The following is a 23,240-nucleotide window of genomic DNA, read 5'->3' as shown; positions in this document are numbered from 1 at the left end:
ATCAACCTTGCAAAAGCTGATTCGGTCATGGCTACACACAGCTTATTTTCAATCTCTTAGCGCGAAATCACCTGTTGATAATGAGCCAATCCATACTATTTATGGCGTATTTTGCTGTAGAGAAAGTGCATCCTCAGCTTGCTGCAACTGCTGTTTACGTTTTAGCAAGGTCTGTCCTGTACAGGCTTTATAGGCACGCGCCAAAGCCGATTGGTCTGAATAACCCAACAACTGTGCAATATCGCTTAGGCTCACATTTTGTCGCAGTAAGTTTTCACAGCGCTGCATCCGTTCTATTTCAAGAATCTGTTTAAAACCCGTACCTTCCTGTTTAAGCTGACGCTGTAACGTACGCCCTGAACGAAATAAACGCTGCGCCACCCATTCAATGCTCGGCACTTGCTGTTCATAACGTAAATAATGCGCCACCTGCTCTTGGACTTGCTGCTGCACGGTTTCTAATTGTGGTTTTAACGCAATCGCATCTTCAGCTTGTTTGGTGAGTAAATGAATTAAAGAGGGATCGGCTTGCTGTGGTTTTAAACTGAGGCTTTCTAAATTTAAAACAATTTGATATTCCGCTTGCTTAAATAAAACCTTACAACCATAAAACTTTTCATAATGCAGCATCGCCATACGCGGTGCATGGGCAAAATGAATCTCCCGTATCGGAGAGTGTTGAAAATCAAAAATTTGCATGGCCAATTGAGTCATACAAGCAAAAGTCATTTCATGAACCAAGCTGTATTTTTCATCCACCAATGGCCATGATAAATATAAAGCATCTGATTGTTGTTCCAGTCGCATTGGTACGGCTGCCGTACCATCCACCACCAAGCGACTAAAACGCATCATATATTGAATGGCTTCTGCAACACTGTTACTACGCGATGCCATATAGCCAAGCACGCCAAAATGTTCAGGCTGAATATAACGTGCCAATTCAAAAACGAGCGTTGGACAATCTAAAAACTGAATACTGTGTTGGATGATCTCGTTAAAAAACTGATAGGACGATTGGGTATCCATGGGCAATGCCAACACATGCTGTAACTGCTGCAATTGTGCAGGCGAAAATCCAAGCTGCTCAGGAACTCTGCCCTGTGCAGATAAATAGCGTAACCAAAGTTGATAATAACCATTCGGAATTTGAATTTCGCTCATGTGCTTGCTCATTTTGACATGCATCATTTTCTTTTGTCGCTTAATGTATAAAAACTGGCAAATACTGTCAAAACAAATCTGCCAAAGCCCGACATAATGCAAACAGGATTGACCAGAGTGAAATAAAATAAAATGAATGCACTTGTCCAATATCATGCTGCGCCCATAGTACGCAGCAATCTCGATTTTAAATTAGCCGATGTGCCGCGTTACTGGTTTGCAGGTGACCCGTTTTTAACCCGCATGTTTGATGCTTTGAGCCTGACTTTTCCTGATGGCGAGCGTTATTTCATTCAATCGGTACGTTTGTTCCGTGATCAAATTCAAGACCCTGACTTAAAACAGCGTGTTGCCGATTTTATTCGACAAGAAGCTCAGCACGGCATTGCACACGACAAAATGAATCAGGTCATGAAAGATCAAGGCATGCCTGTAGATCAGTTTATTCAGCGTCTAAACAAAGTGTTTAAGTTTGAACTGAAATATCGCTCGCCCCAATACAACATCGCCATGACAGCAGCTGCGGAACATTTAACCGCACTTATGGCAGAAACTTTTTATGGCGAAAAAGACACGCTGCAAGATGCACATCCTTATGTCCGTGCTTTATTTGCATGGCATGCGATTGAAGAAATGGAACATCGTGATGTGGCGTTTGATGTGATGCAACAGGTGGGCAATGTGCCTGAAGTGACTCGAAAAATGGCGTTGGTGCTGACCACAGGTTTAATGTTCGGATTTACCCTGTACCGCGCCAATGTCATGCTGAGATGCGATGGGTTTAATCGTACCCAGCGCCTTAAAATGAATGTACGTGGCTTGCAATGGCTGTTTGGCAAACAAGGGAAATTACGCAAAATGCAATCACAATATCGTGATTGGTTTAAACCTGACTTTCACCCTAGCCAACATCCAATCATCGCGCAATATGATGTCTGGCTTGAGACTTTGGCGCAAACAGGCGACCCAATTCAGGCAGGTGAAGCATTTTGGCAGGCAGGAAAATAAAGCTTTTGGTTTTGCTTGGCTTTTAACCAATGAACACCTAAGCATTGCTTAGCTTTATACAAACTTGCCTCTAATATCTTTATATAAAGTAAGGCATAAGGCAATGCTGAGTCATATCTTATTATTTCTTATTTATGAGTGACCAACACAGTTTAAGCGTAAGAGATCGCTGTTACTGTTACAGCTCCATCTCCTACGCAGAAAAAGGTTTTAGTCCTGATTCATAATAAAAAAGTATTGGCGATAATATTTCAGCTCAGCAATCGAATCACGAATATCATCCATCGCCAAATGCGACGCATTCTTTTTCAAACCGCTCATAATTTCTGGACGCCAGCGCTTTGCCAACTCTTTCACTGATGAAACATCCAAATTACGATAATGGAAGTACTGTTCCAATTCAGGCATTAAACGGTGTAAAAAACGGCGGTCTTGGCAAATTGAGTTGCCACACATTGGCGATGTTTTAGGATTGACCCATTTTTTTAGAAACTCAATGGTTTGCTGCTCTGCATCCTGCGCAGTGAGTTTGCTGCGACGCACACGCTCAATTAAGCCCGATTGTCCATGCTGACGTGTATTCCACTCATCCATGGCATTTAAAATACGATCAGGTTGATGCACAGCCAGCACAGGACCTTCTGCCAAAATATTTAAATGATCATCGGTCACAATGGTAGCCACTTCAATAATTTGGTCGTTATCGGTATCTAAACCTGTCATTTCCAAATCAATCCAAATGAGGCGAGTATCAGGCGTGCTGCTCATAAATGTGCAATCTTATTCGGCTTAAAAACAACATAGTAGCAAATTTCTTGCTTCTTGGCTGTAACTGTGCCCCCGCTTCATGCTATTTTTGCCATCCTGAGTTCATGGTTTTTTAGGATATGAATGGCTTTAATTCGTAAGCGTCGATTGACTGAACAACAGCAACGTCGAATTGAAAAACAACACAAGTCACGTCAGGCAGACATTGACACTTCACATGATTTAGAAGGCTTGGTGGTACAACACTATGGTCGTCAATTAGAAGTTCAGGCTTTATCTGTTCCTGAAATTCATCCTGAAAAACCGGTGGTGCACGCAGGTGAGCCAGAACCATTTTGGAAACCTATTGAAATGGGAAGTATTTGGCGCTGTCACACTCGTACCAATTTAGAATTATTGGTGACGGGAGATCGGGTCAAATGGCAGGCCGACCCAAATACAGGTTTAGGAATTATTACCGCGATTCATCCACGCCAATCTTTATTGACCCGACCTGATCGTTATCACAAAGTTAAACCTGTTGCCGCCAATATCAGTTTGATTGTGATTGTTTTTGCGCCTTTGCCTGAACCTGCACCGGGCTTGATTGACCGCTATTTGGTTGCTTGTGCCGATGCCGATATTCCCGCCTTATTGGTTTTAAACAAATCTGATTTACTCAAAGAAAACGACCCGATTTTAGACTTGCTCAAGGAATATCAAGACTTGGGATATGAAGTTATGCAAACCCAATCCGATGCGAATTTAGAGCATTTAGCGGCACGTTTAGCAGGTGAAACGGTAGCTTTTGTCGGGCAATCGGGCGTGGGTAAAAGCTCGCTGATTAATGCCATCGTGCCCGAAGCGGCGCAAAAGACCAATATCATTTCGGAAAACTCGGCACTTGGACAGCACACCACAACCTCTACTCGTTTAATTGGCTTTGGAGATGGTGCTGCCTTAATTGACTCACCGGGGATTCGTGAATTTGGTTTGTGGCACTTGAGCCAAGATAAAATTCAAAATGGTTTTCCTGAAATTGAAAACCTGTTGGGTCATTGCCAATTCCGCAACTGTACCCATAAACATGAAAAGCAATGTGCGCTGCGACTGGCTGCTGCAGAAGGCGAAATTTTATCGCGTCGTTTAGACAGTTATTTAAGACTGTGTGATGAAATTGCCGAAGCGCAACAAAAAAATTAATTTTATTGTGGCGCTGCCCTTGAAGCGGTGTTTTTGATCGCCATATTTATACGCTATACTCTTGAACAATTTTGACATTGTAATTAGGTGACTTGTGGAACGTTGGTTCGAATTTATGGGGAATCATCCCTTCTTATTTGGGACGCTGGCTGTATTGGTAGTGTTGTTCTTTGTGTTAGAAGGTCAACGCAATGGTCGCAAAATTTCCCCACAATCTTTGGGTATTTTAGTCAAAGCTAAAAATGCCATGTTGATTGATTTACGTGATGCCAAAGATTTCCGTGAAGGTCATATCAGTGGTAGCCGCAATATTCCCTATAGCCAAATTACCAAGCATGTTGAAGAGTTAAAAACCTCAGATCGCCCATTGGTCTTTATCTGTAACTTGGGTCAGGTTGCAGGCAGTGCTTTACAACAGGTCGCACATACCGATGCCTATCGTTTAGATGGCGGTATTAGCAACTGGAAAGCACAAGGTTTACCTTTAGTAAAAAGCAAATAGTTTTACCCAATATTTTTCGCAAGGAGAACAATCATGGCTGAAGTCACTATTTATTCAACGACTGTATGTCCATACTGCATTCGTGCAAAACAACTCCTTGAGCGTAAAGGCGTTGCCTATAAAGAAATTAATTTGTCGAATGAAGCGCCTGAAGTACGTGTTGAATTAATGCAACGTACCAATCATCGTACCGTTCCACAAATTTTCATCAATGACCAATTTATTGGCGGCTTTGACCAATTATATGCGTTAGATCGCGAAGGCAAGCTTGATCAATTATTGGCATAAACATAACACGATAACCAACTCTTAAGGATTTAACATGAGTGAAGAACAACAAGCTCAACCACAATTGGCATTAGAGCGTATTTATACCAAAGACATTTCTTTTGAAGTTCCTGGGGCACAAGTATTTACCAAAGAATGGCAGCCTGAATTGAACATCAACCTGTCATCTTCTGCAGAAAAAATTGATCCAACCCACTTTGAAGTAGCATTAAAAGTTGTGGTTCAAGCCAACAACGCCGGCGATACTGCATTTATTGTGGATGTTACCCAAGCTGGTATTTTCCTGATTGATGGCGTTGAAGAAGAGCGTTTACCGTACATTCTTGGCGCATACTGCCCGAACATTTTGTTCCCATTCTTGCGTGAAGCAGTGAATGATATGGTTACCAAAGGCAGCTTCCCACAATTATTGTTAACGCCAATCAACTTCGATGCCGAGTTTGAAGCCAATATGCAACGTGCTCAAGCCGCTGCAGCTGAAGGTCAAGCTTAATTCGCGATTGGATATAAAAAACTGCTGAAATTTCAGCGGTTTTTTATGTCATCCGTTTGCTGATGGACGATCAAAATTAAAAATCATCATCCTGAGATGGATCTCGATACAAGGCATCGTGTATCGCTTCGACCAATTGCTGCGCAATTTCCTGTTTCGAGGCTTTTTCCAAATCGCGTTTTTCCATACGGTAGCTTTCGGCAAAAAATACCGTCATGGCATTTTCATCGGAAGCAAAACCAATATCGGCACGGGAAACGTCATTGCAGGCAATCATATCTAGCTTTTTCGCCACCAACTTGCCTGCTGCATACTCTTCTACATTGCGGGTTTCTGCAGCAAAGCCAACCATAAACGGACGTTTTTCCTGTTGCGCAATGGTCGCAACAATATCAGGGTTTTTGACCAACGCCACATTCAGCTCATCGCCTAATTTTTTAATTTTGTGTTCCGCAATTTCTGCCACGCGGTAATCTGCCACCGCGGCTGTAGCGATGAAAATATCACAGCCTTGTTCAAGCATCTGCAAACTGGTATCTAGCATTTGAATTGCAGAAGACACATTAATTCGCTGTACCCCATTTGGCGTATCTAAACTAACTGGGCCTGCAATAAGCGTGACTTTTGCCCCTGCTGCATAACAGGCTGCAGCCAAAGAAAAACCCATTTTGCCTGTACTATGGTTAGAAATATAACGCACAGGGTCTAAAGCTTCGCGGGTTGGGCCTGCTGTAATGGTGACATTTTTGCCTGCCAACATGCCAAATTTTTCCACCAAAGCACGCTGTGCCTGATGAAAATACTGCGTCACCTGATGCGCCAAATCTTCAGGTTCTGGCATACGCCCTAAACCAACATCTCCACAGGCTTGTTCGCCCGCATCGGGCATAATTACATGCACGCCATCTTCCACCAAAGTGGTTAAGTTACGCTGTGTGGCTTTGGCTGCCCACATTTGCTGATTCATGGCAGGTGCAACCCAAACTGGTGCAGTGGTGGCTAAATATAAAGTACTGAGCAAATCATCGGCCAGACCTGCAGCAAATTTGGCTAAGGTGTCGCAACTGGCGGGCGCAACCAAAATTAAATCGGCCCACCGTGCCAATTCAATATGCCCCATGCCTGCTTCGGCTTCGGTATCTAATAATTCGGTATGTACTGGATTGCCTGACAGTGCTTGAAAGGTCAGCGGTGTAATAAAAGCTTGTGCCCCCTTGGTCATGACCACGCGAACACTAAACCCCGCATCCTTTAAACGACGCACTAAAATCGCACTTTTATAGGCCGCAATGCCGCCTGTCACAGCTAAAATAATATTTTTATGAGGGAGGACGCTTAAATCGAAGCTCACAAATAAGCCACCTTTTTGTTGCAGTGGCGCTCACAATAGCATTAAATAATGTCATTCCCAAGAGATCTGTTGGGATTTAAGTTTCAAATTTAGAATAAAAAAGTCAAATAACAATGCATTTATCTATTAAACATTGGCCTGAACAAGAACGGCCACGTGAGCGTCTGATTCAAAATGGTGCTGCAAGTTTGTCCGATGCCGAACTACTGGCTATTTTCCTGCGCTCAGGCTCGCAACAACATTCTGCGGTGGAGTTGGCACGATTGCTAATTCAGCATTTTGGCAATCTCACTACTTTACTCGATGCACCCATTGCCGAGTTGTGTCAATTTCACGGCATGGGTAACAGTAAATATTCACAGCTCATGGCAGTCAAAGAACTCGGACGGCGCTATGTAGCCGAACATTTAAAACAAGATGCACTTGAGCTTAGCAATTCCAAACGCTTGATGGAGTATCTGCGTTTTGAACTTTTGGGCGAAACCCAAGAAGTGTTTGCGGTGCTTTGCCTTGATGCCTGTTTACGCAAAATCAGCTTTAAAAAATTATTTTATGGTGCATTAAATTCGTGTGAAATTTCCATTAATCAATTGCTACGTTTTGCGATTAGTCAACATGCCACAGCGATTGTGATTGCACACAATCATCCTTTCGGCTTACCACAACCTTCACCTGCAGATTTAGTCCTGACGCAGCAGATTCAGCAAGCCTGTCAGTTGCTAGAGCTGCGTTTGATCGATCACTGTATCATCTCAAGTGAAGGTAATTTTTCCTTTGCCGAACAACAACTGCTTAAATTTGAGCACACTTAAAATTTGCATATTGACAAAGCCTGCACAAGCACAGAAGATCATCAAAAAATTGTGATGATTCTAATAAAATGATAGTCGATCAACCCAGTGTATTTAACTTACTGTTTTCTTGGCGGGGCACGATTTTACCGAAGGTCTTACCGCCTTTGGGCTTGGTGATGTTGATCTCCACCATTATTGGCGGTTTGTCTTATATTGGTTATTTTCATTTTCCAGAATTGCCTTTGGTTGGCTTTACTTTAATTGGGGTGGTGCTGTCGATTTTTTTGGGCTTTAAAAACTCTGCCTGTTATGACCGTTGGTGGGAGGCACGTAAACTTTGGGGCATGCTGATTGCCAACGCGCGCCACTTTGACCGCGACTGCCGTATACTTAGTCAAGCACGACGTGAACGCGTCATTCAGCACGTCATTGTATTTGCCAATGTCTTGCGCGACCGCCTGCGTCATCAAACTGCCAATCCAACCGAGTTAATTCAAACCAGTGGCATGAGTCAGCAAGCAATTACCCAACTGTATCAACAAGCCAATGCGCCGCAATACACGCTCAGTTTGATTCAATGGGAGTTAATGCAAGCACTTAAAGAGGGCGAAATTTCCGATATTATTTACACACAAATGAATCAACACGTCACAGAGCTGAGTTTGGTACTCACGGGTTGTGACCGTATTGCTACCACACCGCTCCCTTTTGCGTATTCAGTCCTACTTAACCGAACAGTGTACTTTTTCTGTTTTATGTTGCCCTTTAGTTTAGGGTCTACACTCGGATTGGCGACTCCGCTTTTGGTCGGTATTTTGGCTTATACTTTTTTAGGTCTGGATGCGCTCAGTTCTGAAATTGAAGAACCTTTTGGCACGCAAAGCAATGACTTACCTTTAGATGCCATGGTAAGAACCATTGAAATTGAATTATTGGGTACGTTGGGTAAACCAACGCCACCACCAATTCAGGCACAGGACAATAATTTGCTTTAGACCCTCTTCCCAACCTTCTCCCAGAGGGAGAAGGAGTTTTTATCCTTTCTAAATTTTAATAATGGATATCACATCTGCTTATATGAGAAGGTTGGGATGAGGGAGTTACTCAACAAAACTCTCCCAAATCCCAATTTGACCATCTTTCACCCGCGGAATATTGCCCAATTTAATCCACGGCATATTTTCACCATGAAAATCACTGCCGACAGATACTTTTAGACCATGTTCAGCAATCATGCGATCCACCATTTGACGGGTCGATGCAGGGTCAATATTAGGCGGCAATTCCACAGCATCCCCCCCATATTTGGCAAAAATTTCAATCAAATAACGAATATTGGTGGCAGATAAATCATAACGGGTGGGATGTGCCAATACAGCAAAGCCCTGACTGTCATGAATTACCCGAATCGTATCTTCCAAACTCAAGCCGTCAAATTTCACATAAGCCTTTTTGCCTTCTTTAATATATTTATCAAAGGCTTGCTGCACACGCGTAACAATGCCTTTTTCCTGTAAAGTTTTGGCAATGTGTGTGCGAGTAATCCGATCTGCTACGCCTTCGACTTTAAGAAGTACATCATTATAAATATCTTGTCCAATCAGCGGAGTGAGTAAATCACAAATTTGTTTGGCACGTTCTGCACGAATTTGTTTTTGCTGTTCCAGCAGCGCCTGTAAAGATGCAGGATTTTGCATGTTTAGCGCCACCACATGCACGCTATAGCTTTTTTTAGTGGCAGGACGTGACCATTGACTGGAAATTTCCACTCCCGAAATAATCTTTAAATCTTGCCCCTGAGCCGCTTGCTCTGCCAAAGCCAGCCCATCCATTGTGTCATGATCAGTCAATGCCAAGGTATGAATGCCCTGCTGAATTGCCGCAGACACCAATTCTCCAGGTGACAAAGTTCCATCAGAAATATTACTGTGTGTATGTAAATCTACGCCGTGCATCACTTATACTATGTCATTTATTTGATCAGATTTAGATACTCTAACATGAAAGCACTTTTAGACTTTGTGCCCCTCATTATTTTCTTTTATTTATACAAAACTGTAGATCCAAAAGACACTAATCATCAATTACTACAACTCATCGGCTCTGCAGGCGGTGTCGATAACAACCATATTTTGGTGGCCACCACAGGTCTGATCATCTCGATGTTAGTGGTGTACGGCGCATTGTTCATCATGCAAAAATTCCGTTTAGATAAACAACAGTGGATTGTGCTGTTTATGACCGTAATTTTTGGTGGCATTACTTTAATGTTAAGCGATGACTTTTATATTCGCCTGAAAGCTGCCATTTTAAACATTGTATTTGCAGGTGCTTTTTTGCTATCACCATGGTTCAGCAAAGACCGTAAACCACTGATTCAACGCTTATTTGGGCCTGTGTTCAACTTGACCGAAGCTGGCTGGAAAAACCTGAATTATACTTGGGCAGCCATGTTTGCAGTCATGTCTTTCCTACACGTATTTTTTGCATTTTTATTTATGGACGGAAAATATTGGGGCGAATTCACTGCTTTTGGTGACATGATTGTGATGTTTTCCTTTATCATTGTGCAGTTTATTGTATTGCGCAAATACTTTAAAACATCTGAATAATTTCTGATCTGCGATATTCGAGAGTAACTATGCCTTTATTTGTTCTGAGTTGTACTGACCGTGAAGGTACACTGGAAAAACGTCTTGCGACCCGTCCTGCACATCTTGCACGTTTGCAACAACTCGATGCCGAAGGTCGCTTAATTGTGGCGGGGGCAATGCCAAAAGACCCAAGCAATCCACAAGCAGGCTTTTATGGCAGCACCATGATTGTCGATTTTGACAGTCGTGAAGCACTCGATGCTTGGCTACAAGATGAACCTTTCTTAAAAGAAGGCGTATATAGCCACATTGACGTTAAGCCATTCAATAAAGCATTCCCTCAAGGATAAGCGCTATGCGTTTCGTTGTTGCCAGTATTGTTGCTGTTCTGCTCAGTTCACCTGTATATGCAGTTGAGCCAGCCACAACCACACCTACTGCACCTGCTCCTGCTGCTGTGACCAACACGGCAGCTGTAGCAACAGCCAATGGGGTTACTCCTGCACAAGATAAGCCCCTGACTGCAGAACAAATTGCCAAAAATAAAGCCCTTCAGGAAGCTAAAACCAAAGCCTTGATTAAAGATCAGAGCACACGTTTGCAACAACTTGAACAGGCAAACCTCGATGCTTTGGCACAGAATCAGGAACTGCAACTTAAAAACGATAATTTAGGCGTGCAAGTTCAAGTACTGCAAAGTGAACGCAGTGCGCAAATGTTTTTATACGGTGCTGCAACACTCGCGGTTGGCGTATTGCTCGGCTTCTTAATTGCTAGCTATGTCTATACCAAACGTCGCCGCCAATGGTAAGGTGAGCATTCACCTCTTGATTTAAGGTACTCTGGTTTTGTTTCAGCCTATTCAAACTGCCGAGCTGGATTGGCAACTGGTCGATGGTATTGATGTGCCCATTTCCAAACAATTTGGCGATGTGTATTTCTCTAAAGACAACGGTTTATTAGAAACACGGCATGTGTTTTTACAGGGCAATGACTTACCCATCCGTTTAGCGGCGCTGAATGATTTTGAATATTTTTGTGTAGGCGAAACAGGCTTTGGTACAGGCTTAAATATTTTAGCGCTCTGGCAATTATGGCAACAGGTACGTCCCAATAATCGCAGCCATTTACACGCAATTTCTGTCGAAAAATTTCCACTTTGCAAAGCCGATCTTATACGTGCCTTAGCGGCTTGGCCCGAACTCAGTCATCTGTCTGAACAGCTGATTCAGCAATACCCTGCCGCTATTGCAGGCTGTCATCGTTTAAACTTTCCAGATGAACGCTTTAGCCTAGATTTATGGCTAGGCGATGCTCAGGAAGTTTTTCCTGTCATTGCTAAAACTGCTCCTGTCAATGCGTGGTTTTTAGATGGCTTTGCACCCGCCTGTAACCCCGATATGTGGCAGGAAACCGTGCTCAACCCGATTGTAGCACTGTCCGATTATGGCACGACTTTTGCCTCATTTAGTGTGGCAGGCGTACTCAAACGTGGCTTAAAACAACACGGTATTCACATCACCCGCCCACGCGGTTTTGGGCATAAACGGGAAATGCTGAAAGCCATCTGGCAAGCGCCTGAAATAGAGCCAATATCCGATCAGAACGAAACTCAAATTACAACAAATACCACAACAAGCAACCAACAGCGCCATATTGCGATCATAGGCGCAGGAATTGCGGGTTTAAGCTGTGCGTGGGCATTTTCCCAACGAGGGCATCAAGTCACGCTCTATGACCAAACAGCGCCACTTGCAGGCGGTTCTGGCAATCCTTTGGCACTCTTAAACCCAAAACTTTGCCCAATTCATCAAAGTGCTGATCATTTAATGACTTTGGCATGGCAACATGCTTTAAATCACTATGCCGCATTCAAAGCATTTCGTCCGTTGCAGATTCATCAACTGGCACTTAAACATGCCGATGAATTGCTGGATTTAGCCACACAATACCCAAAAGGTATTTTAGCAGCACAGAGTGCAACCGAACTTACGCCACAAAGCGACTTTGCCAGTTTAAACTTATTGCAAGCAGGAGCAGTTTCTCCACATCAACTGCGTGATGAAATTCTTGCGCATCCGCACATTCAGTTTCAGCAAGCTCAAATTAAACAAATCACCACGACAGCACAGCAACTGATCTTACACAGCGTAGATACTGAACTTGGAGTGTTTGATCATGTCATCGTCTGTGCAGCGCTGCAAAGCGGTGCTTTTTTTGAGCATTACCCTGTGCTTAAACCCATTCGTGGGCAAGTTAGCTGGGTAAATAATACAGATCAGGCTTTGCCATTATCACAAGCCTATAGCTATGGCGGCTATTGCATGCAGCTCAATGCCGATCAACTGATTTTAGGTGCATCGTTTTATCCAAATCGGGAAGATTGTGACGTCTTGGCAGAAGACCATGTGCATAACTACGAACTTATCCACAGTGTCTTTCCTGCGTATGCCGAAAACTTAGCACCCGTAGATACTTGGCAAGGTCGCGCTTCGCTACGCGCCCAAAGTAAGGATTATTTTCCCCTACTTGGCAAAATGCGTGATGATCAGGAAATTTACAGCTTTGCAGGACTCGGTTCTAAAGGCTTTTTATTTGCCCCGTTGTGCAGTGAAATACTGGCGGCACAAGTTTTAGCAGAAGCCTGCGCTGTACCTAAAAACTTAGTACAAAAACTGGCAGCTACACGTTTTCAGAAAAAGGTGAAAACCAAGAAGCCTTATTTTAAAGCTCCTCCACCTTCAAGCTAACGCTCGCTTAGAGAAAATAGAAATAAAACGATACCCAACAAAAAAGCGCCTTACGGCGCTTTCTTCATATTGATGATACTTAGTGACCTTGTTCCAAAGGCATGCCTGCGTCGCGCGCAGCACGTGTACCACCCATTAAAACCACATATTCACGTGAGCTGTCCAAACCTTCTAGTTTTTCCGCTGCACGTGGGGCTTTACTTCCGCCACCACATAAAATGTAAATGGGTTGATCCGCCGACACCTGAGTAAGACTCTCTGCTGATAGATCGTTAATTGGCTGATTCACAGCACCTTTAACATGAGCTTCTGCATAAGCACTTGCATCACGTACATCCCAGATAATCGCGTCAGCTGGGAACTCAAATGTTGTAATTTCTTGTTTACGGATCATTGCGCACTCCTTTGATGTAAAACAACACTTGGCAAATGAAGAAAACATCCCTAGCATCTCAGATATTGTTTCCATTTGCAAAGGTCTTCATTATGCCTTCTTTCGATATTGTTTCTGAATTAGAACTTTTTGAAGTGAATCATGCGGTTCAAAACACACAAAAAGAAATCGGTACTCGTTTCGATTTTCGTGGTCAGGATGTTTCTATCGACCTCAATGAAAAAAACAAAGAGATTAAAATCTCCACTGAAAGTGATTTCCAATGTGAGCAAGTGTATACCATGCTCGAAAATCACTTCTATAAGCGTAAAGTCGACATTCAGGCGCTTGACCCACAAAAAATGACCGCATCAGGTAAAAATGTGATTCAAGTGATCAAACTTAAAGATGGTCTTGACTCAGATACCGCAAAAAAAATTAACAAAGCCATTAAAGACAGTGGCATTAAAGTGCAATCTTCTATTCAGGGTGACAAAATTCGTGTGACCGACAAGAAACGCGACACATTGCAACAAGTCATGGCGTTCTTGAAAGAGCAACAATTTGGTCTGCCACTGCAATTTAACAACTTTAAAGATTAATTTGGGGATGTCATGACACCAACCAATCGCTTAAACAAACTGGTCAAAGCAACATCAAAATTGCCGAAAGGCATTCAAAGCCGCCTTTTGAGTCAAGCCTTTGGTCGTGTCGTGCCGATGGTGGGCACTGCGAAAATTCGCTATCAAGAAGTAACCCCATCGCAAGTGATGGTCAGTCTTGCCAATCATAAAGCCATGCAAAACCATATTGGACAGGTACATGCCTGTGCTATGGCGCTGCTTGCCGAAACTGCTACAGGTTTTGTGACTGCTATGAATGTACCTGATAGTGCCATTGTGCTGATTAAAAGCCTGAAAGTGGACTTTAAACGTCCAACTCAAGGTGCAATGACAGCCATTGCCACACTCAGCCCAGAACAGCAACAACTCATGCACAGCACCGACAAAGGCGAAACACTGGTCAATGTCAGTGTGATTGATGAATCAGGCGAAGCCCCGATTCAGTGTGAAATGTTGTGGGCATGGGTGTCAAAATCACATTTAAAGCAGAAATAAGCCTAATACTTGTTTCTTCTCCAATAAAAAAATCCCAGCTACTGTGCTGGGATTTTTTCATTACGATGTTTGATTAGCTTGATAATTATGATGCTTGACTAGCCTGAGCTTCTAAAAACTTCTGTTTGGCTTCTTCAGGAATCTGACGTTTTGAGCCTTTGACATCAACCGCAACAAAGGTAAATACGCCTTCGGTGACACGCACGGCTTCACGTGAATCGTCATGGCTGTCCCACACTTCAATTTGCATTTGAATAGAGGTATTGCCCACTTTCAAAATTTTGGTGTAGCAACTGATCACATCGCCCACTTTTACAGGCACCAAAAAAGTCATTTGGTTAATGGAAATCGTGGCACAACGTCCTTTACTAAAACGCTCGGCATGAATCGCACCAGCCAAATCCATCTGTGAAACGATCCAGCCTCCAAAGACATCTCCACTCCAGTTGGTATCTGCTGGCATGGCAATTGTTTGTAGGGAAAGCACTCCCTCTGGTTTTGCATGAGAATCTGACACGTTCACTCCGGACATTTGCATTAAATTAGCACGAACAGTGCATTAAGACTGGGCATTGAGTTGCTGATCCAACCACTGTTGTAATTCAGTCGCTCGTAGCGCGCCGCTTATTCTAGCAATTTCATTGCTTTTATTCATCAATACCAGTGTTGGAATACTGCGCACATGGAATGCACTGCTTAAGCGTGGATTGGCCTCGGTATCAATTTTGGCAAACACCACCTGCGGATTTTGCTTGGCAACTGTTGCAAAATGTGGTGCCATCAACTTACAAGGGCCACACCAGTCTGCCCAAAGATCAATCAGAATAGGTAAATCACTATTTTGAATAAAATTACTGAAGTTTTGCTCATTCAGTTCAATTGGTGCAAGCGGAATCAGCGTTTGATGACACTGCCCACATGCAGGGTTGGCAGATAATTTATCTTCAGGCACACGGTTTTTTGCACCGCATTCAGGGCATACAATAATCATTTACTGAACTCCAAACAGTTGCTGTAAAAACTCTAATTGGGTCTGAATGGCTTTTTTAAACCATTCACCATGATAAATATCGAAATGTTGCATATCCCACTCTTCATATTGCACATAAGGCGCAATATTGGTGGCCGTTTCACGACTCGATTCAATTGGAATCAGGCTGTCACGCTGTGCAGCAATAAATAACACAGGGATGTTGATTTGCCGCACTTCTTGAATAGGACGATAACGAATCAAATTAAAAAATACCCGAGCAGGAATTTCTCCACTCCAGTAATGGTCGGGGTTCACAATTGACATATAACCTGCATAACTGTCTGTGGTCGGTAAAAAACACAGTTCTTTTTGCGCCACCACTGCCAGCGTTTTGGGCGACATCCCCACCTTTGCTCCCATATAGTCCTGACTGGAGATTTTTAGGGCTTTCGGAAGTTGCTGCAAAGGATATAACTTGGCACTTTCCGCACCATCTACAAAAGGCACTTGTACCATGACCGCGGCAATATTGTGTAAGCGTGAGGCCAAACTCAGCACATATCCGCCACTCAGTGAAGTTCCCCACAGAATCATACGTTTGGCATCAATCGACTTACGTTCCGCAATATGTGAAATCATGCTGCGCCAGTCATCTAACTGCGCCTCTATGGATACCAATTCACGTGGACGCCCCGTACTCCCGCCCCAATAGCGATAATCGAATAGCACCACCGCATAGCCTGCCTGAGCAAAATATTGTGCGTATTGCACCAATTTAAAATGACGTAAAGCAGCCAGGCCGTGAGCCATCAGGATCACAGCTGGTTTGTCAATCTGTTGAGGACGATAGAAATCCGCAGCAATCACTTCCTGACCGCTTTTGACATACAGTGGTTCGACTGTATAGGCGTACATACGCGCTCCATTGCGTTATTTTATAGTTGTAATCGTTTATAAATTTTTCAGAACTAGGCCATCATGTTTTCAGCTTAATGCTATCATAAAGCATATCAAGATAAATGACATAATGGAGTGACATCATGAGCGAAAATGTAGGCTTTGCTGGCCAAATTGGTCCTGAACATATCTCTCAAGTAGTTGAAAAAGGTTTTAAATCAATTATCAATAACCGTCCAGATATGGAAGGTGGCCCTGAACAGCCAACCAGCGTACAAATTGAGGAAGCTGCTCGCAGTGCAGGTCTGGATTATGTCTTCCAGCCAGTAGTTGCCGGCCAGATTACTGAGCTTGATGTGCGCACCTTTGCTAACCATTATAACGAATTACCAAAACCGATCTTGATGTTCTGCCGTACAGGAAATCGCTCTAATAACTTATATCAACTGGCGAAACAGATGGACCTGCTGGATGACTAAGGTATTTGGGGGAAATGTACTTTTAGTTAACATTTCCTTTTAATTTCAGAGCTTGACCTAATGAGTAAATTTTTACTGGTTATATGTTGCAGTCTTGCATTGATGGGTTGTAGTTCAATGAATTTTAAGCCTACTGTGGGTGTCAGCATGGGAACTTCTGTTTAACTTTTAAAAAGAAGTTCTCAAAAAAAACAGCGCCGAAGCGCTGTTTTTTAGTTAGATCAATTAACACAAGTTGTATATGGACTTATACGGTTAGGAGCATAACTTCCATCGGCAGCATAGTCACTCGCTAAACTTGGAAGGGTTAGTGTTGTATAACCTCTAATTGGTGTTCCATCTTGTATTCGTGCAAGTGTCGCCTTCGCACCAACTTCTACAGATACCCATTGTGCATTAGCTTTCGGATATTCAATAATGAAATCAAATCTACCCGTGCTATCTGTACGATAAGTCGCAGTATATGGATGTGTCGTACTATTATTTGTTGTACCACCTAAGAAACGAACTACACGTAATGCTTGTCCATTAGCCATCCAAGTTGAATTACTCGCATTAATTGGACAAGTAATAGCCTCGTTCTTTGCTAATGTCTGTGAAGGAGTTGTATTAACTAATGGATAGTAATAATCATTTGGTTTAATCCAACCTTTCAAGTTTGTGAATGGATAAACTGCATCCAATTCTTTTACATCTTCTGTCTTAGGTGTCCCATCAGGATTAGTTAGAGGATTACCACTTGCATCTAAAACAGGTTTAGTCACGACTTTCCATGGATCTTTTTGAATACCAAACACCCATTCACCGATGACATAAGAAGTTGGACGAATATCCAGAACAACATCCTGATTTGCAACAGGTTTACCATCAACATCAACTAATTGAACAGAACCTTCTTTTTGATAATAAACCCCATTAGCTGTTGATGTAATCTCTGTTGGGTTAAAGTTAACAGCAATAGAACCAACAGTAACTGGCACTTCTGAATTTACAACATCAATACGATGAGGTACACGTCGTTCTGTATTTTGTTCATCCTTAACAATAGCCTCTACACGTAGGTCAGCAGTAGCAAAGTCATAGTTTCGATCACGCAAGCTTTCATCAATAACAATTGTAAATTTTGCCCAACCATTTTCATCACTTTCAATAGTTGATGCTCCATGAATATAAGCACCATTTCGTCTATAAGCTGGAATTGTTAAAGTTACAGCTTTACCAGCTTGACTTGATCCTTCTAAGTCTACTACTAATACAGACACTTCAACACTATCGCCTCTTAGATTCAATTTATCTTTAGATGACTTGATTTTTAAATCTAATGTTGGTGCTAGAACTGTTGGTGAATGGACTTGAATACTACTAGGTTGAGTTACTATAGCACCTGTTGCAGTGGTATGTGTTGCTGTTAATTCAATTGGTAGAACAGGAGTTGATAATATTCCCTGTAATGATTTCATTGATACTTCAAATACAGCTTCACCAAACTCATTTGTTGTAATTTGTGAAGAACCATTAATACTCGTAGCATTACGTGGGTCATCAATCGCTAAAGTTACAGTTTCATTGGCAACTCCACCTTGATTCGCATCAAGAAGTTTAACTGTTACAAATGCACTATCACCAGATGATGACAAAGATACTCGACTGCTATCTATCGTCAAGTGATAAGGATTAATTGCATCCTGAACCGTGAACGTTAAATTCGTTGGAATTTCATTACCACGAGGATCACGAATTGTTCCTGTTACTACGATAGAACTTAATATTGCAGAACTAATACCTTTCGGTACAATTAAGTCTACTGCCACTGAACCATTTGCTTGTACCACCACAGCTTCGCTAGCTAATTTCACACCAGCAGTGACCGCTTGTGAGTTTAGGCTTAAACGCATTGGTGTACCCGCAGCAGTATTCAGCCCCATTTCATCTTTAACCGAAGCATATACTTTTACAGTTTGCCCTGCTGTTACTGAATTTACATCTGCGGTTAAACGTGGATTCAAAGCATTTGCAGGCGTACTAATACCAATTGAACTCGTTTGTTGCAGACGATCACCATTATTTAAGTTTGTACCAACGACAGCAAAGATAATGCCATTTTTGATTAAACTCTCATCATATTTACCTTCTGAAACAGTAACCGTAAATTCAGCTTCACCTTTACTATTTGTGGTTGTAGGTACATCACTTAGTGATACACGGCTAGAAACTAAACTAGATAAGGCAATAGCAATTGGCGTATTCGGAATTGCATTATTTGCCACATCTCTTGCAACAACTTTAACACGTGTTTCTCCACCTAAAACTGAAACCGTATCTAATGGAGTACCATCTACTTTTGTAAAGGTCAAATTAGCCAAATCTTGATAAACAATAGCAGGTTTAGCCAATTCAATTTTTCTAAGAGCCGTAATATCAGTCTCAGCTCCTTTAACAGCCAATGTCAAACCATTTGCAACTAAATTTTCTAATTCAGTTGGATTTTTAGCTGTAATTTGAATTTGGAATGGAGCATTACCATTTGCATCTGTGGTCTTGGATGCCCCACCTACAATGCTTGCCCCATTTTGTAATGCAGCTTCATTTAAACCTAAGCCAACTTTTTGGTTCTTATAAACTTGACCATCACTACCTGTCGCCTTAACTGTAACATTTAATGTTACAGGTGTATTCACCGCCAAGGTCGCTAAACCTACCGTATCAATGACCAAAGACTCTAAAGTAACATCAGTAGTTGCTGATGGCTCTTTAAATTTTAAATCTAAAATTTGTGTTTTATCATTCGTAGATTTTGCTAATAATCGAATACCCGCTGGATTAAGTACCAAATCTTTCTGTTCTTGAGTATTGGCAAAAGTATATTGGAATTCAAACTCCGCAAACCCATTTTCGTCTGTCAGCTTAGTTGAACTACCTTTAGGGGTTAGCCCTAAATCTTGTAATTGTTGAGTTGTTAAACCTGTACGGGTTAAAGAAATTGATTCGCCTTTAAGCGCACTATCACCTTCACCAACTGCCTGCACTCTTACTTTAATCACTTGAGATTTTGTATAATCAAAACGTTGAGTAATGGGTTCAAAAGCTAAATATCGAACTTTTTCTTCTGAAACAGCTTCATCTTCTACAGCAATATAAATTTTATTAGTTACATTATTATCTGTGGTAAAAGTTGCTGTAATGCCTGCGTTCACTAACGCATCAACTGCTTTTACTGTTGTTGCATTGGTTTTCAATTTAAAGGTGACTATACCATTAGTATCAACATCTTTGGCACTTGCTCCCTCAAAAGTAACACCATTTGATTGTGCTTCTGGGTTTAAGCTAAGTGTTACTTTACCTTTTTTTGCACCGAACCCTGTAAAGTCAATTGCTTTAACTGTAATGGTAACATCATCTTTTTTTGCATTCACTTTATATGAAGATGCAATTTCTAAACGCTGAATAGCATCAGCATCTGAAGCATTTGTATTTTCTGTTACTACATCAACAATAACGCTACCAGACTCAAGGTTAATACCATCTGTATAGGTTGCACTTAACGAAATACCTGCGCCAGATAAAGCAAGTGGATGTGTAACATCGGCCGTGCTAATCGTAAATTCTGCAATACCTTGTGCATTCGTTTTAGCAGTCGCATTATTGAGTTTAACGCCATACGCGAGCTCAGCCTTTGTAAAGCTCAAACGAATCTCTTTTCCACTTAATGGCTCATGTTGATCATTCTTTGCTAATACTTGGATTTTTACAGGAGTTGTACTTTTCGCAGCAACAGCCTGATCTGGCTTAATTACTGAAAGAGTTGAGACAATCTGAGATGTGTCTTTAAATGTTAAATCTGCTGTTGCGGTTTTTTCCGCTTTATGTTCATCAACTAGCAAAAAACTTAATGTTTCAGACTTACCCGCAAAAGTAGCAAGATCAGCTGATGTAAAATTACTACTCGCTTTCAGTGTGTATTTCACCTCACCCTGAGCATTTGTTTGTTGAGTTGCTGCGCCATTAGTGATAATAAATTTACCGCGCATCGCTTCAGGCATATTTAAAGTAACAGACTGATTCGCTTTAATACCACCCTTAGCATCTGTTACAGTCGCAGTGACATCCACACTGCCATTTGGTAGATTTAATACTGTGCCTTGGGTCACATTGATTCTATAGTCACTGACAATCGTACTACTTTTCTTAATATTTAAAGTGTAAGGGATACTAACTGAAGTCCCATCAACAGTAGCAGTTAATTGTACTGAACCTTCAGCTTGTGCTAACGCAGGAACATTAATTTCAAATTTAGCTACACCATTTTCATCAGTCGCAACTACAGAGTTGGTACTGCTTACACCAAACTCATTTGTCGCAATTGATAAGCGAATATTTTTGTTGGCAATACCACCATTATCTTCATTTAAAGCTTTAACCGCCAAGTAAACTTTTGAATTATCTGGTGCAAATTGAATTTCCTGACTACTCGCACTCTGTAAATCTCTTGTTAAATGTGTTGCTACCTGTGACGTGTCTGTTGTTGAGGTATTGTCTCCACCACTATTTGGAGGATTAGTTGTACTACTATTATCCGTATTGTAATAACCATCACTTCCACCACCACCACACGCAACCAATGCGATAGAAGAAGCCAATACTGTAGACTTTACCCCTAATTTTTTTAAGTTAATAAAATATGTCATATTCGTACCCATCGTTTTTATAAATGTCACAGACCCGCAAGATAGTTTACGGCTTTTAACGGAATTTACTCAAAATTACAAAAACTTTCAATGTAAATCTTCCAAACCACAAATTAAATCGTGATATCGGCTGTTAATTGTAGTTATTTCAACTTAAAGGTTATAAATTAAATATTAGTTAACCATTTAATAAAAAAGGTGTAACCATCATGTACGACCTCATTATCATTGGTGCAGGCACCGCAGGCATTAGCGCCTATAAAGAAGCGATTAAATACACCCAAAACCTACTCATCATCAATCACGGTCCATGGGACACCACCTGTGCCCGTGTTGGTTGTATGCCTAGCAAAGTCCTCATCTCTAGTGCCAATCGCATGCACGACATACAACATGCACAAGAATTTGCACTTACTGTAGATGCAAAAATTGATACATCACAAATCATGTCACACGTACATCAATTACGTGATCGCTTTACCGCAGCAACACAGAAAGATGTAGATCGCTGGGAAGCATCACACAAAATTTCTGGCTTTGCGACATTCGTAGATGCCCATACAATTCAAGTGAATGGACAGCAATATCAGGCAAAAGCTTTTATTATTGCAGTCGGTTCTACTCCTGCTTATGAGCAAGCATGGAAAGAAAAATTAGGCGAACGCTTAATCACATCAGATCAAATCTTTGAATTAGAGAACTTACCCCAATCTTTGGCCGTCATTGGCAGTGGTGTAATTGCAATCGAATTAGCTCAAGCTATGCAACGCTTAGGGGTAGAGACCACTATTTTTGCACGTAGTCGTAAAGTTGGTTCACTCAGCAGCCCAGAACTACAAACCATTGCACAAGATACACTCAGTCGAGAATTGAATATCAAATTTGAAACCTTGCCTACACAACTACAAAAAACAGAACAAGGCGTGAAAATTGAATATCAAGAAAATGGACAAATACAAAGCTTAACTGCCGATTATGTATTGGTTGCTACGGGTAGACGCAGCTATTTAGATCAGCTTCATCTTGAAAATATTGATACGAGTTTTAACAACATCAAACAGCTCCCAATTGATGCACACACCAAACAACTCGGACGGCATGCTATTTTTATTGTGGGTGATGCACACACTAACACCCCCATTCAACATGAAGCAGCACATGAAGGGCGTGCAGCCGTGCATAATTGTTTAAGCTTTCCAAATATTGAAAATATTAAAACATTAACACCCATGGGTATTGTGTTTAGCTCACCTGAAATGGCATCTGTAGGACAAAACTATAAACAACTGAAAGATCGAAATATTGCATTTACAACAGGCTTTGTTTCTTATGAAAAACAAGGTCGCGCCTTGGTGCTAGGAAAAAATAAAGGTGCTATTGAAGTTTATATTGATAATAAAAGTCAAAAGTTATTAGGTGCTGAATTATTTGTGGATGCTGCTGAGCACATGGCGCACTTATTGGCTTGGATGATTGATGAAGAACTCACACTTGAGGATATTTTAGATAAACCGTTCTACCATCCAACACTAGAAGAAGGTTTAAGAACAGCATTTAAACATGCACGTCGACAACTACGTGAAGTCTAATCAAATTTGGAAAATATGCTTACTATTTAAAACCATCCTCAGATGGTTTTATTTTGCCTTCACTTTTATGTTTCCTTTCTTTTTATAATTTTATTTTTCTAACTTTATTTTCTTTTCCACATAAAAAAACACCCCCAACGCTAGTTGAGGGTGTTTAGAATAATGAGCTGGCGATGACTTACTCTCACATGGGTAACCCCACACTACCATCAGCGCGAAGAGGTTTCACTTC

The 23,240-nt window shown here is 41.6% G+C and carries 24 protein-coding genes; 15 read left to right on the top strand and 9 right to left on the bottom strand.

What is annotated here, in order from left to right; genetic code table 11:
* Positions 1 to 99: 99 nt before the first annotated feature.
* Positions 100 to 1,164 carry an AraC family transcriptional regulator gene (locus FTU35_RS11795; protein ID WP_131261958.1) on the bottom strand — a complete coding sequence of 355 codons (1,065 nt, stop codon included), beginning with the start codon at positions 1,162 to 1,164 and terminating at the stop codon, positions 100 to 102.
* A gap of 132 nt (positions 1,165 to 1,296) precedes the next feature.
* Here FTU35_RS11795 and FTU35_RS11790 point away from each other — a divergent pair, with 132 nt between their 5' ends.
* Positions 1,297 to 2,172, top strand: coding sequence for a metal-dependent hydrolase (locus tag FTU35_RS11790; protein WP_131261957.1), 876 nt, complete (start codon positions 1,297 to 1,299; stop codon positions 2,170 to 2,172).
* A 210-nt stretch (positions 2,173 to 2,382) separates the two neighbouring features.
* Here FTU35_RS11790 and orn read toward each other — a convergent pair whose 3' ends face one another.
* Complete coding sequence (gene orn / locus FTU35_RS11785; RefSeq protein ID WP_004976254.1) at positions 2,383 to 2,940, bottom strand: oligoribonuclease; 558 nt, start codon at positions 2,938 to 2,940, stop codon at positions 2,383 to 2,385.
* Between the two features lie 123 nt (positions 2,941 to 3,063).
* Here orn and rsgA point away from each other — a divergent pair, with 123 nt between their 5' ends.
* From rsgA to secB, 4 genes are all read left to right on the top strand, one after another.
* Positions 3,064 to 4,122 (top strand): small ribosomal subunit biogenesis GTPase RsgA, encoded by a 1,059-nt coding sequence (gene rsgA, locus FTU35_RS11780; protein WP_154321039.1) that lies wholly within the window; start codon positions 3,064 to 3,066, stop codon positions 4,120 to 4,122.
* 94 nt (positions 4,123 to 4,216) lie between these two features.
* Positions 4,217 to 4,624, top strand: coding sequence for a rhodanese-like domain-containing protein (locus FTU35_RS11775; RefSeq protein ID WP_004976250.1), 408 nt, complete (start codon positions 4,217 to 4,219; stop codon positions 4,622 to 4,624).
* Between the two features lie 33 nt (positions 4,625 to 4,657).
* Positions 4,658 to 4,912 (top strand): glutaredoxin 3, encoded by a 255-nt coding sequence (gene grxC, locus FTU35_RS11770; RefSeq protein WP_004976247.1) that lies wholly within the window; start codon positions 4,658 to 4,660, stop codon positions 4,910 to 4,912.
* 34 nt (positions 4,913 to 4,946) lie between these two features.
* On the top strand, positions 4,947 to 5,405 hold the full coding sequence (secB, locus tag FTU35_RS11765) for a protein-export chaperone SecB (protein ID WP_004976246.1): 459 nt from the start codon (positions 4,947 to 4,949) through the stop codon (positions 5,403 to 5,405).
* A gap of 76 nt (positions 5,406 to 5,481) precedes the next feature.
* On the opposite strand, the gene coaBC is transcribed toward secB, so the two are convergent.
* Positions 5,482 to 6,756 carry a bifunctional phosphopantothenoylcysteine decarboxylase/phosphopantothenate--cysteine ligase CoaBC gene (coaBC, locus tag FTU35_RS11760; protein WP_004976244.1) on the bottom strand — a complete coding sequence of 425 codons (1,275 nt, stop codon included), beginning with the start codon at positions 6,754 to 6,756 and terminating at the stop codon, positions 5,482 to 5,484.
* 113 nt (positions 6,757 to 6,869) lie between these two features.
* On the opposite strand from coaBC, the gene radC reads away from it, so the two are divergent.
* Together radC and FTU35_RS11750 are read left to right on the top strand one after the other, a co-directional pair.
* Positions 6,870 to 7,568, top strand: coding sequence for a DNA repair protein RadC (gene radC / locus FTU35_RS11755; RefSeq protein ID WP_154321040.1), 699 nt, complete (start codon positions 6,870 to 6,872; stop codon positions 7,566 to 7,568).
* A gap of 68 nt (positions 7,569 to 7,636) precedes the next feature.
* Entirely contained in the window at positions 7,637 to 8,545 is a 909-nt protein-coding gene (locus tag FTU35_RS11750) for a bestrophin family protein (protein ID WP_154321041.1), read from the top strand.
* 105 nt (positions 8,546 to 8,650) lie between these two features.
* On the opposite strand, the gene FTU35_RS11745 is transcribed toward FTU35_RS11750, so the two are convergent.
* A complete protein-coding gene (locus tag FTU35_RS11745; RefSeq protein ID WP_004976240.1) occupies positions 8,651 to 9,505 on the bottom strand; it encodes a PHP domain-containing protein in 855 nt (284 codons plus the stop codon).
* Positions 9,506 to 9,550: 45 nt separating this feature from the next.
* On the opposite strand from FTU35_RS11745, the gene FTU35_RS11740 reads away from it, so the two are divergent.
* Genes FTU35_RS11740 through mnmC form a run of 4 tightly spaced genes read left to right on the top strand, consistent with a single transcriptional unit; the run spans position 9,551 to position 12,894 of the window.
* Positions 9,551 to 10,162, top strand: coding sequence for a septation protein IspZ (locus tag FTU35_RS11740; RefSeq protein WP_154321042.1), 612 nt, complete (start codon positions 9,551 to 9,553; stop codon positions 10,160 to 10,162).
* Positions 10,163 to 10,191: 29 nt separating this feature from the next.
* On the top strand, positions 10,192 to 10,494 hold the full coding sequence (locus tag FTU35_RS11735; protein WP_004976238.1) for a YciI family protein: 303 nt from the start codon (positions 10,192 to 10,194) through the stop codon (positions 10,492 to 10,494).
* A gap of 5 nt (positions 10,495 to 10,499) precedes the next feature.
* Positions 10,500 to 10,955, top strand: coding sequence for a hypothetical protein (locus FTU35_RS11730; RefSeq protein ID WP_104853056.1), 456 nt, complete (start codon positions 10,500 to 10,502; stop codon positions 10,953 to 10,955).
* Between the two features lie 37 nt (positions 10,956 to 10,992).
* Positions 10,993 to 12,894 carry an FAD-dependent 5-carboxymethylaminomethyl-2-thiouridine(34) oxidoreductase MnmC gene (gene mnmC / locus FTU35_RS11725; protein ID WP_180044510.1) on the top strand — a complete coding sequence of 634 codons (1,902 nt, stop codon included), beginning with the start codon at positions 10,993 to 10,995 and terminating at the stop codon, positions 12,892 to 12,894.
* 79 nt (positions 12,895 to 12,973) lie between these two features.
* On the opposite strand, the gene FTU35_RS11720 is transcribed toward mnmC, so the two are convergent.
* A complete protein-coding gene (locus FTU35_RS11720; RefSeq protein WP_004976235.1) occupies positions 12,974 to 13,288 on the bottom strand; it encodes a rhodanese-like domain-containing protein in 315 nt (104 codons plus the stop codon).
* A 92-nt stretch (positions 13,289 to 13,380) separates the two neighbouring features.
* Between FTU35_RS11720 and FTU35_RS11715 the strand changes: the two genes are divergently transcribed.
* Together FTU35_RS11715 and FTU35_RS11710 are read left to right on the top strand one after the other, a co-directional pair.
* Entirely contained in the window at positions 13,381 to 13,869 is a 489-nt protein-coding gene (locus tag FTU35_RS11715) for a YajQ family cyclic di-GMP-binding protein (RefSeq protein WP_004976234.1), read from the top strand.
* A gap of 12 nt (positions 13,870 to 13,881) precedes the next feature.
* Entirely contained in the window at positions 13,882 to 14,385 is a 504-nt protein-coding gene (locus FTU35_RS11710; protein ID WP_180064763.1) for a DUF4442 domain-containing protein, read from the top strand.
* A gap of 85 nt (positions 14,386 to 14,470) precedes the next feature.
* Here FTU35_RS11710 and FTU35_RS11705 read toward each other — a convergent pair whose 3' ends face one another.
* The 3 genes from FTU35_RS11705 to FTU35_RS11695 are packed head-to-tail and all read right to left on the bottom strand — an operon-like array spanning position 14,471 to position 16,273.
* Entirely contained in the window at positions 14,471 to 14,917 is a 447-nt protein-coding gene (locus tag FTU35_RS11705) for an acyl-CoA thioesterase (protein WP_218618957.1), read from the bottom strand.
* 27 nt (positions 14,918 to 14,944) lie between these two features.
* Entirely contained in the window at positions 14,945 to 15,376 is a 432-nt protein-coding gene (trxC, locus tag FTU35_RS11700; protein ID WP_180064762.1) for a thioredoxin TrxC, read from the bottom strand.
* Complete coding sequence (locus FTU35_RS11695; protein ID WP_180064761.1) at positions 15,377 to 16,273, bottom strand: alpha/beta hydrolase; 897 nt, start codon at positions 16,271 to 16,273, stop codon at positions 15,377 to 15,379. It lies immediately after the preceding gene.
* Positions 16,274 to 16,398: 125 nt separating this feature from the next.
* On the opposite strand from FTU35_RS11695, the gene FTU35_RS11690 reads away from it, so the two are divergent.
* Positions 16,399 to 16,734: a TIGR01244 family sulfur transferase gene (locus FTU35_RS11690; RefSeq protein ID WP_004783676.1), complete on the top strand. Its 336-nt coding sequence runs from the start codon at positions 16,399 to 16,401 to the stop codon at positions 16,732 to 16,734.
* 221 nt (positions 16,735 to 16,955) lie between these two features.
* Here the strand turns inward: FTU35_RS11690 and FTU35_RS11685 are convergent, their stop codons facing one another.
* Complete coding sequence (locus tag FTU35_RS11685) at positions 16,956 to 21,419, bottom strand: hypothetical protein (RefSeq protein WP_180064760.1); 4,464 nt, start codon at positions 21,417 to 21,419, stop codon at positions 16,956 to 16,958.
* Positions 21,420 to 21,628: 209 nt separating this feature from the next.
* Between FTU35_RS11685 and FTU35_RS11680 the strand changes: the two genes are divergently transcribed.
* Positions 21,629 to 23,008, top strand: a complete 1,380-nt coding sequence (locus FTU35_RS11680) for a dihydrolipoyl dehydrogenase (protein ID WP_180064759.1) — start codon at positions 21,629 to 21,631, stop codon at positions 23,006 to 23,008.
* Positions 23,009 to 23,240 lie beyond the last annotated feature (232 nt).

It is taken from the genome of Acinetobacter sp. YH12095, from assembly GCF_013419245.1.
Taxonomy (GTDB): Bacteria; Pseudomonadota; Gammaproteobacteria; order Pseudomonadales; family Moraxellaceae; genus Acinetobacter; species Acinetobacter towneri.
The sequence above is the reverse complement of the archived record's forward strand: the minus strand, read 5'-3'. Positions and strand labels throughout refer to the sequence as shown.

Coding starts and splice junctions, on each gene's coding strand:
- FTU35_RS11795 (WP_131261958.1), bottom strand. CDS start 1,164: ATGAGCGAAATTCAAATTCCGAATGGTTATTATCAACTTTGGTTACGC.
- FTU35_RS11790 (WP_131261957.1), top strand. CDS start 1,297: ATGAATGCACTTGTCCAATATCATGCTGCGCCCATAGTACGCAGCAAT.
- orn (WP_004976254.1), bottom strand. CDS start 2,940: ATGAGCAGCACGCCTGATACTCGCCTCATTTGGATTGATTTGGAAATG.
- rsgA (WP_154321039.1), top strand. CDS start 3,064: ATGGCTTTAATTCGTAAGCGTCGATTGACTGAACAACAGCAACGTCGA.
- grxC (WP_004976247.1), top strand. CDS start 4,658: ATGGCTGAAGTCACTATTTATTCAACGACTGTATGTCCATACTGCATT.
- secB (WP_004976246.1), top strand. CDS start 4,947: ATGAGTGAAGAACAACAAGCTCAACCACAATTGGCATTAGAGCGTATT.
- radC (WP_154321040.1), top strand. CDS start 6,870: ATGCATTTATCTATTAAACATTGGCCTGAACAAGAACGGCCACGTGAG.
- FTU35_RS11750 (WP_154321041.1), top strand. CDS start 7,637: ATGATAGTCGATCAACCCAGTGTATTTAACTTACTGTTTTCTTGGCGG.
- FTU35_RS11745 (WP_004976240.1), bottom strand. CDS start 9,505: ATGCACGGCGTAGATTTACATACACACAGTAATATTTCTGATGGAACT.
- FTU35_RS11740 (WP_154321042.1), top strand. CDS start 9,551: ATGAAAGCACTTTTAGACTTTGTGCCCCTCATTATTTTCTTTTATTTA.
- FTU35_RS11735 (WP_004976238.1), top strand. CDS start 10,192: ATGCCTTTATTTGTTCTGAGTTGTACTGACCGTGAAGGTACACTGGAA.
- FTU35_RS11730 (WP_104853056.1), top strand. CDS start 10,500: ATGCGTTTCGTTGTTGCCAGTATTGTTGCTGTTCTGCTCAGTTCACCT.
- FTU35_RS11720 (WP_004976235.1), bottom strand. CDS start 13,288: ATGATCCGTAAACAAGAAATTACAACATTTGAGTTCCCAGCTGACGCG.
- FTU35_RS11715 (WP_004976234.1), top strand. CDS start 13,381: ATGCCTTCTTTCGATATTGTTTCTGAATTAGAACTTTTTGAAGTGAAT.
- FTU35_RS11710 (WP_180064763.1), top strand. CDS start 13,882: ATGACACCAACCAATCGCTTAAACAAACTGGTCAAAGCAACATCAAAA.
- FTU35_RS11705 (WP_218618957.1), bottom strand. CDS start 14,917: ATGTCCGGAGTGAACGTGTCAGATTCTCATGCAAAACCAGAGGGAGTG.
- trxC (WP_180064762.1), bottom strand. CDS start 15,376: ATGATTATTGTATGCCCTGAATGCGGTGCAAAAAACCGTGTGCCTGAA.
- FTU35_RS11695 (WP_180064761.1), bottom strand. CDS start 16,273: ATGTACGCCTATACAGTCGAACCACTGTATGTCAAAAGCGGTCAGGAA.
- FTU35_RS11690 (WP_004783676.1), top strand. CDS start 16,399: ATGAGCGAAAATGTAGGCTTTGCTGGCCAAATTGGTCCTGAACATATC.
- FTU35_RS11685 (WP_180064760.1), bottom strand. CDS start 21,419: ATGACATATTTTATTAACTTAAAAAAATTAGGGGTAAAGTCTACAGTA.
- FTU35_RS11680 (WP_180064759.1), top strand. CDS start 21,629: ATGTACGACCTCATTATCATTGGTGCAGGCACCGCAGGCATTAGCGCC.